This window comes from Pseudomonas sp. AL 58 (assembly GCF_036348395.1).
In the GTDB taxonomy this organism is placed as follows: domain Bacteria; phylum Pseudomonadota; class Gammaproteobacteria; order Pseudomonadales; family Pseudomonadaceae; genus Aquipseudomonas; species Aquipseudomonas defluvii.
In genome coordinates, this window is record NZ_JAZBQR010000006.1 from 100,892 (window position 1) to 113,935 (window position 13,044).

The following is a 13,044-nucleotide window of genomic DNA, read 5'->3' on the forward strand; positions in this document are numbered from 1 at the left end:
CCAACGGTAGAGACCCCGTAGCTAGGGTATGCTCAGGCATCACCCGGAACCCGCCAAGCCGCGCCGATGATCCGATTACTGCGCAATACCCTGCTTACGCTGTTACTGACCATTGCCCTGCTCTGGACGCTGGCCTCACACCTGAGCTGGCAACCTGCCCCCCGCGAAGACCTGCCCGTCAGTTGTACGGCCAGCAGCACGCCGCTGGTGCCTGGTCAGGCACTCAAGGTCATGACCTGGAACGTGCAGTATCTGGCCGGCAAGCGCTACGTCTTCTGGTACGACGAAGGACGCGGCAGCGATACACGGCCCACCGCTGAAGACCTCGCGCATAACCTCGACGAGGTAGCCCGCGTGATTCGTGCCGAACAACCCGATATCGTTCTGCTCCAGGAACTGGACAACAATGCCAAGGCCACGGGCTATCACGATCAACTGGCGTTGTTGCGTGAACGCCTGGTCGACCTCTATCCGTGTGCGGTACAGGCCTACGACTGGAAAGCGGAGTTTGTCCCGGACTGGCATGTTTTCGGCAGTGTTGGCCGCAGCCTGGCAACCCTGAGCCGTTACCCGATCAGCAAGGCTCAACGCCTGCAACTGCCGACAACCGCGAGCAATGCACTGAGTCGCCTGCTCCAGCCCCAGCACGCGGTGCTGGCCAGTTACCTGCCACTGCGTGACGGCGGCCAATTGGCGGTGCTCAACACCCGCCTGGCGCACTATGAAACGCAGAATGATGTTCAGCGCCAACAGGTTCAGGCGCTAGTTAAACAACTTGGCAGCCTGGAACGCCAAGGCGCGGCATGGTTGATTGGAGGGGATTTCAACATGCTGCCACTCGGACAGTACCGGCGCCTCACGCCCCAGCAACGCGGGTTGTACGCGGCTGACAGCGACCTGCACCTGCTCTGGGACACGTACCCCATGATCCCCAGCAATGCCGAGGCCAGCGGTGCAGATCGCGCCCGCTGGCTTACCCATTATCCCAACGACCCCAATGTGAGCGCTCCGGACCGAACCCTCGACTACCTGTTCCACAGCCCCAAGCTCACGCGTGTAAGCGCACAGGTGCTGCAGCAGGACACCCTGGAAATCTCCGACCACCTCCCTGTGAGCGCTCGCCTGCTGCTGCCGGTAGCGCCTTGACTATTTGCGCGGTTTGGCTCGCGCCGTGGCTTCGGCTACCAATGGGTCATCGGGCCAATAGTGCTTGGGGTAACGGCCCTTCAGGTCTTTTTTGACCTCGCTGTACGTGCTGCGCCAGAAGTTAGCCAGATCTTGAGTGACCTGCACAGGTCGACGCGCAGGCGACAGCAGGTGCAGCTTGACCTGTAGGCGGCCCTGAGCAATACGCGGCGTTTCCGCCAGGCCGAACAACTCCTGCAGGCGCACAGCAAGGATCGGTGGATGCTCGCTGTAATCCAGACGAATACTGGAACCCGACGGCACACTCAGGTGCATCGGAGCCCACTCGTCCAGGCGTTGCGGCAACGGCCAGGGCAACAAGTTGCGGACAATTGAAGAGAGGTCGAGCTGGGCGAAATGGCTCAAGCGCGTGACCTTGCCCAGATAAGGCTGCAACCACTGCTCAAGGCCAGCCAACAATGCCGCATCACTCAGGTCCGGCCATTCACTGTCGCCCCCTGTGGCCAGGTCCAGCTGACGCAGCAACGCCACCCGGGCCTGCCATTGGCGCAACTCCGGCGTCCACGGCAGCAACTCCAGCCCCTTGCGCCGAACCAGGTCAAGCAATGCGCGGGCACGGGCGTCATCATCCAGGCCGGTCAGCGGCTCGCGCGCCAAAATCAGTTCCCCGACCTTACGCTGGCGCTCGGCACGCAGCACGCCTTCACGCTCATCCCAGTCGAGCACATCAAGGCGCTCGACCTGCTCGGCCAGCACCCCATCGAACAGCGCCGGGTCGAACTCGGCCGCCAGGTAGATACGCTCCTCACGCTGGCCCTGACGACTGCCCAGATCAGCAACTACTAACCACGGCGCCTTCATCAGCGCATCGACCTCACCAAACAGGGCCGCTCGCCCATTGGCCAGCCGGTACTCCGCGCCCCCGGCACGGCGCTGCTGTGCAACACGGTCTGGATACGCCAATGCCAGCAACGCGCCAAGCCAGCGAGGATGCTCAGGGTCTGGCACTGCGCTCGATGCTTTTCCTCGCAAGTAACCACGGTACTGCCGGGCCAATTGCCGCGCGCGCTGAACACCACCCTGCCCACCACGGGAAGCACGGGTCTCACCACTGAGCAGGGTCAAACGGCTATGCAGGTCGGCGCCCGCACCGCGCAGAATGTCGCGCTCCCCCAGCAGGGCCGCAACATCGCAGGCCATCTCGGCCAACCCAAGCGCCTGGCCACGCAATAGCAAATGCGCAATACGTGGATGCGCCGGCAACTCAGCCATTGCCTGGCCATGAGCGGTCAGGCTGAGCAGTTGCCCGGGCTTGAGCGCGCCAAGCCGCAGTAACAGGTCCTGGGCCTGTGCATACGCCGCCGCAGGGGGTTGATCGAGCCAGCTCAATTGCCCCGGCGTCACACCCCAGCGGGTCAGTTGCAGCGCCAACCCGGCCAGATCGGCCTGGAGTATTTCCGCACTGGCGTATGCCGCCAACTGATCATGTTGCGCTTCGGACCAAAGCCGGTAGCACACGCCTGGTTCAAGACGCCCGGCCCGGCCCGCCCGCTGGGTAGCACTGGCGCGGGAGATTCGCTGGGTGTCCAGACGCGTCATGCCACTGCCAGGGTCGAACCGAGGCACCCGTGCCAACCCCGCATCAATAACCACCCGAACACCGTCGATGGTCAGGCTGGTCTCGGCGATGTTGGTGGCCAATACCACCTTGCGCACGCCCGGCGCGGGTGCATCGATGGCTGCACGCTGGGCACTCAGTTCGAGCTCACCGTGTAGCGGGCAGAGCAGGATGTCCTGCCGCCCACCCAACGACGCCTGCAACGTTTCATGCACGCGGCGAATTTCCGCCTGCCCCGGCAGGAACACCAGCAGGCTGCCCGGCTCGTCGGCCAGTGCCTGATGGACCGTATCGACCACGCGCGGCTCGATGAACTCGCCGGGCTGGGACGGCCTGCCCCAACGCACGTCAACCGGGTACATGCGCCCTTCGCTGCTGACCACCGGCGCGTCACCGAGCAACGCCGACAGCCGCTCGCCCTCCAGCGTCGCCGACATCAGCATGATCTTCAGCGGCGGCTCGTCGCGTAGCAGGTCACGCCCATTGAGACTGAGGGCCAAGGCCAGATCCGCATCCAGACTCCGCTCGTGAAACTCGTCGAAGATCAACAAGCCCACGCCATCGAGTGCAGGGTCTTCCTGAAGGCGCCGCGTCAGAATGCCCTCTGTCACGACTTCGATGCGCGTACGCGGGCCGACTTTACTGTCCAGGCGAATGCGATAGCCCACCGTTTCGCCGACCGATTCCCCCAACTCACTGGCCAGTCGCTCCGCTGCGGCACGTGCGGCCAGGCGGCGCGGCTCAAGCATCAGGATCCGCTGCCCGGCCAGCCAAGGCTCGTCCAGCAACGCCAGTGGCACGCGGGTTGTCTTGCCTGCGCCCGGTGGCGCCTCCAGCACCACTTCATGGCGTTGGCCCAGCGCTTGGCGCAGAGCGGGAAGTACGTTGTCGATCGGTAATGAAATCATGGTGGCCCTCAAACAATGGGCCGAGTATAACGGCGAACCTAGGATGCCTTATCATGGTCTGATCAGCAGTTGCAGGTGCACTGCCTGCTCCTTTGTAACCTCAATTGCGGAGATTTCTATGCGTATGCCTTCCCGCCTCATTGGCGGTGCTCTGATCACCTGCTTACTGACCCAACTGACGGCCTGCGGCACCCTGTTCTACCCGGATCGACGCGGCCAGATTTCCGGCAAGATCGACCCGGTGATTGCCGCCATGGATGCCATCGGCATCCTGTTCTTTGTCATCCCCGGCCTGATCGCCTTCGGCATCGACTTTGCCACCGGCGCTATCTACATGCCGGGCGGCAGGCACGCCCAGATATCACCGGAAAAACTGCAACCGGCCCTGGGGCCTGACGGCAAAGTGGACCTGGTAAAACTGCAAGCCATCCTCCAGCAGGAACTGAACCAGCACCTGCCACTCAATGACCCACGCCTGATCCAGCACAAAGGCAGTGTCGAGCAACTGGCAATGTACGGCCTCAAGCCTGCTGCCTGAAACAACCCTCCACGGACATAGATACCCCATGAGTGAAGCCGCTGAACATGAACGGTTGTTGCGCCTGGCCACCCGCGCGTCGCTTGCGGTGGCCTGTACTCTGGTACTGGCCAAGGCCATCGGCTGGTGGCTTAGCGGGTCAGTCAGCCTGCTGGCAGGCTTGACCGACTCGCTGCTCGATAGCGTGTCGTCCTTTCTCAACCTGCTGGCAGTGCATTACGCCCTGCGTCCTGCCGATGACAATCACCGCTACGGTCACGGCAAGGCGGAAACATTGGCCGGCATGGCTCAGGCACTGTTCATCGGGGTCAGTGCCGTATTGATCGGCATCCAGGCCTACCATCGGCTGGAAACCCCAGAACCGCTCGGCAACACCAGCGTCGGTATCGGCGTGATGGTGTTGTCGCTGGTGCTGACGGCGGCCTTGCTGATGCTCCAGGCACGCGTGATCCGTATCACCGGCTCCACGGCCATTCGTGTCGACTCGCTGCATTACCGCTCCGACATGCTGCTCAATGGCAGTATTTTGCTGGCGCTGGTGCTGGCCATGTTCGGCTGGCCGCAACTGGATGCCTACTTCGGCCTGGGAATCGCACTGTACATCCTCTGGAGTGCACTGCAGATCGCTCGCGAAAGCACGGCGATCCTGATGGACACGGCATTACCAGAAGACGTCAGCGAGGAAATGCTGGCGCTGGCCTGTTCCGTCAAAGGTGTCGTGGGCGCTCATGACCTGCGTACGCGCATCTCTGGACAGCACTGGTTCGTTCAGTTGCATCTGGAGTTGCCGGGCGACTTGCCGTTGCGCGAAGCCCATTCACTCTGCGAAGAAGCGGCAGCAGCAATCAACGAACGCTTCCCCAGGGCCGAAGTGCTGGTGCACGCCGACCCGGCGCCACACTAAGTACAGGAATCAGTTCACGCTGTAGCCACGCCCGCTCAGACACGCGCCCAGCGCGCGCCGGTAGTTGTCAGCCACATACGCCGCCGGCGCGTAGCTGGCCGCTGCCGGATCAAAACCACTCTGCTCCACAGCCCAGCGGTGACACTCGTAGCGGTCCTGCTGGACCTGCTGCGGCGTCTGCCCCTCGGCCGGGTAGGCAATCACGTCATAACCGTTACTCGGTTCAGCCTGAGGCGCCGTACTGGCCTGCGGTGGATTGACCACCACATACTCCTGGCGGTCGTTGAGGTATTGGTAATAAGTACCCGCGACCATAAACAGCAACGCGTTGCCAACCCACACCTCGCGCGCGTAGGGCGGCAAATAGGTCACCCTTGCCCCGTAAGGCGGTGCCACGACCACATAGCGCGGCCCTTGCGGTCGATACCAGTAACCACCTGAGTAGAAGTAATCATGACCTCGGTAGGGGACTTTCCAGGACTGCTCTGGAAAGCGATCGATCACATGCCCCGGTCGATACTGCGGGCCTTCACCCCAGCCATTGCCATGCCCATCAGGCCGCCCCGGCCAATCCTCATGCGGTCGCTGCCCGGCACCACCCGCCTGCCAGTGCTGGTTGTAGCCATTGCGTCGTGGAATGTCCTGATAGTATCCCTGCCGCGGTTGCTGCGTCTGACGCACTTCATCCGGACGTGACTGGATCGGTAGCGAGGCGGTGGGCTGCTCCTCGCCATTGGACGGCTGTTGGCCATAACGCTCACCCTGCGCAAAGGCGCTCATACTCACACAAAACAGACCAACACCGGCCAGGCGCCAGATGCACGACTTCATGCTGTTCCTCACGGGGTCAAGATGGGCCTGTAGCGAATACAGCAGAACCACAGGCGTGTTCTGCCATCACTCTATCAGGCCTGCCAGGGCGGGTAATCGACCGGTAGATGAAAAATTCAGGGCATAAAAAAGGGAGGCCCTTAGGCCTCCCCTTGATAATTTTGTCCGTGCTCGACGCTTTTGACGCCGGCTCACCTCACGCCGTCTTCTGGACAGTGTGTAGCCCGGGGGCCGAGCACAACCCTGTGGGATTGCTGGCCGCGGCTGTCCTGATTGGGTCAGCCGCCGTGGACTGATGTCCGGGCAGTGATTCTGGAAATAAGAATACGGCGACAGCTGCGGCAGCGGATTGCGAATATTGCTGATCAAAACACTAGTTGCGCAATTTTTAACTAAAGATAGATAATTCAGCGCAATCTAAACAGAAAAGGCCTGATCCATGAGCAAGCTGGACCGCTATGACCTGAGTATTCTTGCCGAATTGCAGCGCGATGCGCGCATCTCCAACCAGGAGCTGGCCGAGCGTATTGGCCTGTCGCCGTCGCCCTGCTCACGGCGGGTCAAACAACTCGAAGATGACGGTTACATCGCCCGCCAGGTTGCCCTGCTCGACCGCAAGATGCTCGGTTTGAGCCTGACCGCTTACGTCCTGATCGGTATGGACCGGCACACACCAGAGCGTTTTGAAACCTTCGAGGCAGCCATCCGCAACCTGCCGCAAGTGCTCGAATGCAGCCTGGTCACCGGGATGGACGCTGACTACCAGCTCAAAGTCGTGGTGCCCGACATGGACCACTACCAGAAGCTGCTGCTCGGCCACCTGACGCGTATCGAAGGGGTGACCAGCGTACGCTCAAGCTTCGTACTCAACCAGGTACTGGCTAGCACCGAACTACCGTTGACGCACCTGCGTTAGTCAGGCCATTCGTACAGGCGTATAATGCTGCGCCTCAGCCTGCCTGGAGAAGATCGATGGATCCTGCGGTATTTGAAGAGTGGATGATGACCGGCCTGGTCACCATCTTGATTGGCTTCATGGGTTTTATCGTCTGGGACCTGGCGAAAAAATCCAATGCTGGCAAATTCGGCACGTTCATTCTGTTCTTCGTGCTGGGCCTGGGCATCCTTGCCTTCATCATCAAGAGCGTGGTGATCGGCTACATCGAAGGGGTCTAGAGCTTGGCCGGGACTTCCCGCCAGCAGCCCTGATCAAGCCCATCGAGCGTCCAGTTGCCGATCCTGACCCTGACCAGCCGCAGGGTCGGCAGGCCTACTGCTGCGGTCATGCGCCGCACCTGACGGTTACGCCCCTCCTTGATCACCAGCTCCAGCCAGTGGGTCGGCACGCTCTTGCGAAAGCGTACCGGCGGATTGCGCGGCCATAATTCAGGTTCTTCCAGTGCACGTGCCTGTGCTGGCAAGGTCATGCCATCGTTCAACTCAACGCCATCACGCAACCGCTGCAATTGCTCATCGCTTGGTTCACCTTCGACCTGTACCCAGTAGGTCTTTGCCAGCTTGTGCTTGGGGTCGGCAATGCGGGCCTGCAACTGACCATCATTGGTCAACAACAACAGCCCTTCACTGTCTCGGTCCAGGCGCCCTGCCGGATAGATTCCGGGGATGTCGATGTAGTCCTTGAGCGTTGCTCGCCCCTCGCCGTCACTGAACTGGGTCAGGACGTCGAAGGGCTTGTTGAACAGGATCAGCCGCGGTTCGGCCGGCGGCGCCTTGGCTTGGCGACGCGGGGCGAACGGTTTGGCCGCAGGGCGGCGCGGCTTGGTACGAGGGGGTAACGGCATGGGGCCTCAGCGGAACGGCGGCTCATCGAAACTGCGCAGTTTACGCGAGTGCAGCGCGTTCAGTTGGTTACGCAGCAGGTCCAGTGCCGCGATGCCAATCTTCAAATGCTGGCTGACCGCTCGATTGTAGAACGCGTTGGCCGAGCCAGGCAGCTTGATTTCACTGTGCAACGGTTTGTCCGAGACACACAGCAACGTGCCATAGGGCACCCGCAAGCGATAACCCTGCGCCGCAATCGTACCGCTTTCCATGTCGACTGCCACGGCTCGCGAGAGGTTGATCAGCGGTCGCTCCTGGGCCCAGCGCAGCTCCCAGTTGCGGTCGTCATAGGTCAATACCGTGCCGGTACGCAGGCGTTTTTTCAGCTCATCACCACGCTCACCCGTCACCTGCGCTGCGGCTTCCTGCAGTGCCAGCTGGACTTCAGCCAACGCCGGTATCGGGATGTTAGGCGGTACCACGCGATCAAGAATCCCATCGCGACGCATATAGGCGTGAGCCAGTACGTAGTCACCAATGGTCTGCGACTGCCGCAGGCCGCCACAGTGGCCGATCATCAACCAGCAATGCGGACGCAGTACCGCCAGATGGTCGGTGATGTTCTTGGCGTTGGACGGGCCGACGCCAATGTTGACCAAGGTAATGCCATGCCCATCGGCCGCGATCAGGTGATACGCCGGCATCTGGTAACGGTGCCAGACCACTCCGGCAACCAGCGCCTGGGCTTCACCGTTGTCCATGGCCTTTTCGATGATGACATTGCCCGGCAGGATCATCCGCACAAAACGTGGATCGTCGCGCAAACGCTCCAGGCCATGGCTGATGAACTGGTCGACGTAACGGTGGTAGTTGGTCAGCAGAATCCACGGTTGCACATGACGCCAGTCGCTGCCGGTGTAATGCACCAGACGACGCAATGAGAAGTCCACCCGCGCCGCATCGAACAACGCCAGCGGCAGCGGATCGACGTTGGCCCAGTCATACAGGCCGTCGGCAATACCATCGGTGGCTGCCGACAGGTCGGTACTGGGGAAGACCCGTGCCAGCACGGCGGCGGTAATGCCACTGCCCGCCAACTCATCGCCCTGCTCAACCACGTAAGGGTATGGAATGTTCTGCTCGCTGACACCCACTTCCACCGTCACGGTGAAATCTCGCATCAGCGGGCGCAGTTGCTCCAGCAGATAACTGCGAAACGCCGCCGGGTGAGTCACGGTAATGCTGTAGGTGCCGGGTAACTGGACCTTGGCGTAGGCCCGCGTGATGGCTGGCACTTCACCTTGATACTGATAGGTCAGACGTAATTCAGGATATCGGAACTGTGCGCGTTCGGCGGCGCTCGGCTCGGTACGGTCCTTGAGGTAGCGCTTGAGCGCCTGGCTCAAGGCCCCGGTTGCCTGCTCATGCAGGGCGGCCAGACGATCAACCGCCTCCTCGGCGGTTTCTACGACAACAAAGGCTTCAACAGTGCGGTTCACAATGTACTTCCTGTCTGACATGCAGGTTTCCATCTTGCCTACATCTGCGCCTAAAGGCACGCCTGTTTAGAGTGGCCAATGCGGCGTCGAACGCTGGACCAACGCAGCGACGTCTAGACCACGTGGCAAGGTCCCGTACACGCGACCATCGCCACTCAGACGACTGGCAATAAATGCATCGCTGACAGCAGCATTACCGGCCTCCAGCAGCAGCTTGGCTTGCAGCCCCAAGGCGATCGCCTCAGTCAGTTGCCGGGCCCGGTACTGGATATCACTGACATCACTGAATGCTTTCTTCAGCGCGACGATGTGCGCCGCCAGACGCGCATCGCCATGGCCATCACCAAGCTCGGCAAACAGGGCATCGAGCACGCCCGGCTCTTTCGACAACGCCCGCAGTACATCCAGACACTGCACGTTACCGGAACCTTCCCAGGTCGAATTGACCGGTGCCTCGCGGTACAGCCGCGGCAAGATACTGTCCTCGACATAACCGGCACCGCCCATGCATTCGGCCGCTTCGTTGATCATTGCCGGGGCGCGCTTGCAGATCCAGTACTTGCCCACTGCTGTCACCAGGCGAGCAAATCGCACCTGCTGCGGATCATCCGGCTGATCCAGGGCGTGCGCCATGCGCAGGCTGAGGGCCAAGGCGGCCTCGCTTTCCAGGGCCAGGTCGGCAATGACGTTCTGCATCAGTGGCTGCTCAGCCAGCAGGCGCCCACCCACCTGGCGGTGAGCACAGTGATGCGCAGCCTGGGTCAACGCCTGGCGCATCAACGCACTGGAGCCAACCATGCAATCGAAGCGGGTCATGCCGACCATTTCGATGATGGTTGGCACCCCGCGCCCCTCTTCACCCACCATCCAGGCAAGGGCGCCGCGAAACTCCACCTCACTGGACGCATTCGAGCAGTTACCCAGTTTGTCCTTCAAGCGCTGGATATAGAATTGATTGCGGCTGTCGTCAGGGCGGTGACGCGGCAGCAGAAAACAACTCAACCCCTTATGGGTCTGCGCCAAGGTCAGGAAGGCATCGCACATGGGCGCGGAACAGAACCACTTGTGCCCGACCAGTTCGTAGGCCTGGCCCGGGCCTGCCGCACCGACGGGGTAAGCCCGGGTGGTGTTGACACGCACATCGGTGCCGCCCTGCTTCTCGGTCATGGCCATGCCCAGCGTAACGCCCACCTTGTGCCGATCTCCGATGTTGCGCGGGTCGTACTCGGTAGCAAGTACCTTGGGCAGCCAATACTGGGCCAGCTCTGGCTGCAACTTGAGGGTCGGCACCGCTGCAAAGGTCATGGTCAACGGGCAACCACTACCGGCCTCGGCCTGGCTGTGTAGATAAGTCATCGAAGCACGTGCGACATGAGCGCCCTCGCCCGGTGAGGTCCAGGGCAGTGAGGGCAAGCCATGTTCGATGGCCGTTCGCATCAGCTCGTGATAAGCCGGATGGAACTCCACCAGATCGATCCGGTTGCCGTAGCGATCATGGCTCTTGAATTGGGGCTTGTGCTGGTTGGCAAGGAACCCGGCGGCCATCAGCGGCCCACCGGCAAGAGCACCGTAGGCGTCGATCCGTGCTTGCGCCCAGCCCGCACCGAAGCGTTGCGACCACTGCTGCAAAGGCAGATCAATGCGGTACAGGTTGGCGCCATCCAATGACGGTGGCTGGTTGGTGACCTCGTGGGTTTCAGCGTACTGGTGCAGGTTCATCGGGGGCTCCTGACAGATTCACGCATGACTGAACCTCAGTGAATCACGCGCCGCCCCCGGGTCAAAGTGACAAAAGCGCCTAACTGACCGGGCTTTGGCCTCGATTAAGGCTCATGTCGGCGATTTGCACGGGGTTGGCCGCCACACACAGGGACAACTCGAAACAACTGCCTTCGCCCGGCTGCGACTCATGAGTCAAACGGGCCCCGATCAATTCAGCCAATTGCCGACAGATCGCCAAACCGATGCCTAACCCGCCGTACTCACGGGTCATCGAACCATCAATCTGGAAAAAACGCTGATACACGGTCGATTGGTCCAGGCACGCAAAACCGATTCCAGTGTCACGAACACTGATGGTCAGGCACAACTGCCCAGAACCTTGTGGCACGCCGTTGATGTGCACGGTCACACCACCACGATGGGTGAACTTGATGCCGTTATCGAGCAAGTAACCCAAACATGAGGCCAGCTTCTGTCGATCACCGATCACGGTATCCGGCAAGCCGGCAGCGATCTCGAGGCGAACGTACAAGCCCTTGTGCAACGCCTGAGCGGTGAACTGCCCACGCAACTCATGCAAGACGCCACGCAGGCTGAAGGGTTCGTTGTGCTGCTGCAGCCGCCCGGCCTGGAGTTCCGTCAGCACCAGGATGTCATCGACCATCCGCATCATGTCCCGCGCCGAGCCGCTGGCCGTTTGTTGGTACTGCGCAAGCTCTGGCTCCATTGGCAGGGTCTGCATCAGTTCCAGGCAACCAATGACACCGTTCATCGGTGTGCGCAGCTCATGCGTCACGGTGGCGAGGAACTCATCCTTGAGCCGATTGCTCTTGGCCAATTGCTGATTGAGCCGCTCAAGGCTCTCCCCGGTTTCGCGCAAGGTTCGCGCCTGCAGATCGCGCATGCTGTTGATTCGGTCGGCAAGCGCCAACGACAGCAGACCGACCTCCAGCGCAGAACCGATCTGGCTGGCATACATCGTCAGGAAGACGTTCGGCAGGTAGCCCAACACCATCAGGGTGTTCACCAAACCACCGAGCAAAAACGCCGACCAGGCAATGATGAAGTAACGCGCAACCCTCAACCCGCGCCACCAGGCGAACACACCGGCGGTAAAAATACTGAGGGTGAACATCAACGCCAGCAAAGTAGCCAGGCGCAGGGCTATGCCGTAGCTGAGGGTCAACGACATCAGCACGACCGCGACCGCACAGGCCATCAAGGCAAGTAACAAACGATCAAGCACTCGGCTGTGTTGCGCCATCTGGAGAAAACTTCGGGCGAACTGACAACCGAACAAACCCGCCGCACCAATGAAGAACGGCGTGGCCGCATTGGCCCACCAGGGGTTTTCCGGCCAGAAGTAAGCCACCCCGGCGCCGTTTACCGAAACCTGATACAAACCAAACGAGGCGATGTAGAGGATGTAATAGAGGTAACTGGTGTCGCGCACACTGATGTAGATGAACAGGTTGTACACCAGCATCCCCAGCAGCACGCCATAGATCAGGCCCAGCACATACAGGCGTGTCGGCTGTGCCTCCAGATAGGCATCGGTAGCCCACAAGGTCAACGGCGCCTGAACCGACCCTTCGCTGTGCAGGCGCAGGTAGACCGTCATCGATTGATCAGGCTCGAACGGCAATTCGAACAGGTAGTTGTTCTGCTTGATCTGACGGCTGTCATAAGGCAACGCATCACCGGTGCGCTGAGCCAGCCGGTAGGTGCCGCTATCGTCGGGGAGATACAGTTCCAGATGATCAAGCGGCGGGTAGGCCAGCTCCAGCAACCAGCTACGTGCACTTGCCTGGGGCATTGCCAGGTAGTGCAGGTCCACCTTGAGCCAGAACACCGATCTTGAATAGCCTGCATTGAGCACGTCAGCGTCATGGGAGCTGAATCGATCGCTGAAGGCCGCAGCACTCACCTGAGCAATATCGGCATGGCCCTCACGGTCTTCATAGACCTGCATCAAGCGCCCTAGCGGCAGGTTGCGAGTGGCGTCGTCAAAGTCGACCGCGCCAGCAAAGGTTGGCAGGCAGCCCAGCAAAAAAATCAGCAAATAGCGCATACAGCCCCAGCATGGTCTGCCCCGG

Annotated in this window: 11 protein-coding genes; 5 read left to right on the plus strand and 6 right to left on the minus strand. The window is 61.0% G+C overall.

The window, feature by feature from the left end; translation table 11 throughout:
• The first annotated feature begins 66 nt into the window (after positions 1-66).
• Positions 67-1,146 (plus strand): endonuclease/exonuclease/phosphatase family protein, encoded by a 1,080-nt coding sequence (locus UIA24_RS09765; protein ID WP_065760934.1) that lies wholly within the window; start codon positions 67-69, stop codon positions 1,144-1,146.
• Here UIA24_RS09765 and hrpB read toward each other — a convergent pair whose 3' ends face one another.
• A complete protein-coding gene (gene hrpB / locus UIA24_RS09770; RefSeq protein WP_330522767.1) occupies positions 1,147-3,672 on the minus strand; it encodes an ATP-dependent helicase HrpB in 2,526 nt (841 codons plus the stop codon).
• A 118-nt stretch (positions 3,673-3,790) separates the two neighbouring features.
• On the opposite strand from hrpB, the gene UIA24_RS09775 reads away from it, so the two are divergent.
• Complete coding sequence (locus tag UIA24_RS09775; RefSeq protein WP_065761251.1) at positions 3,791-4,210, plus strand: polyribonucleotide nucleotidyltransferase; 420 nt, start codon at positions 3,791-3,793, stop codon at positions 4,208-4,210.
• 28 nt (positions 4,211-4,238) lie between these two features.
• Positions 4,239-5,114, plus strand: coding sequence for a cation diffusion facilitator family transporter (locus UIA24_RS09780; protein ID WP_099775888.1), 876 nt, complete (start codon positions 4,239-4,241; stop codon positions 5,112-5,114).
• 9 nt (positions 5,115-5,123) lie between these two features.
• On the opposite strand, the gene UIA24_RS09785 is transcribed toward UIA24_RS09780, so the two are convergent.
• Positions 5,124-5,945, minus strand: coding sequence for a DUF6515 family protein (locus UIA24_RS09785; RefSeq protein ID WP_330522768.1), 822 nt, complete (start codon positions 5,943-5,945; stop codon positions 5,124-5,126).
• Between the two features lie 439 nt (positions 5,946-6,384).
• Here UIA24_RS09785 and UIA24_RS09790 point away from each other — a divergent pair, with 439 nt between their 5' ends.
• Together UIA24_RS09790 and UIA24_RS09795 are read left to right on the plus strand one after the other, a co-directional pair.
• Entirely contained in the window at positions 6,385-6,861 is a 477-nt protein-coding gene (locus tag UIA24_RS09790; RefSeq protein WP_065761248.1) for an Lrp/AsnC family transcriptional regulator, read from the plus strand.
• Between the two features lie 56 nt (positions 6,862-6,917).
• Positions 6,918-7,121 (plus strand): DUF2788 domain-containing protein, encoded by a 204-nt coding sequence (locus tag UIA24_RS09795; RefSeq protein ID WP_065761247.1) that lies wholly within the window; start codon positions 6,918-6,920, stop codon positions 7,119-7,121.
• On the opposite strand, the gene UIA24_RS09800 is transcribed toward UIA24_RS09795, so the two are convergent.
• The 4 genes from UIA24_RS09800 to UIA24_RS09815 all read right to left on the minus strand — a co-directional run bounded on the left by UIA24_RS09800 (position 7,118) and on the right by UIA24_RS09815 (position 13,019).
• Positions 7,118-7,747, minus strand: a complete 630-nt coding sequence (locus UIA24_RS09800; RefSeq protein ID WP_330522769.1) for a pseudouridine synthase — start codon at positions 7,745-7,747, stop codon at positions 7,118-7,120. The two genes, UIA24_RS09795 and UIA24_RS09800, sit on opposite strands and share 4 nt — an antisense overlap.
• A gap of 6 nt (positions 7,748-7,753) precedes the next feature.
• Positions 7,754-9,226 (minus strand): AMP nucleosidase, encoded by a 1,473-nt coding sequence (gene amn, locus UIA24_RS09805; protein ID WP_371918209.1) that lies wholly within the window; start codon positions 9,224-9,226, stop codon positions 7,754-7,756.
• Positions 9,227-9,292: 66 nt separating this feature from the next.
• Entirely contained in the window at positions 9,293-10,945 is a 1,653-nt protein-coding gene (locus UIA24_RS09810; protein WP_330522770.1) for an acyl-CoA dehydrogenase family protein, read from the minus strand.
• Positions 10,946-11,024: 79 nt separating this feature from the next.
• Positions 11,025-13,019, minus strand: coding sequence for a sensor histidine kinase (locus tag UIA24_RS09815; RefSeq protein ID WP_330522771.1), 1,995 nt, complete (start codon positions 13,017-13,019; stop codon positions 11,025-11,027).
• Between the last annotated feature and the right edge of the window lie 25 nt (positions 13,020-13,044).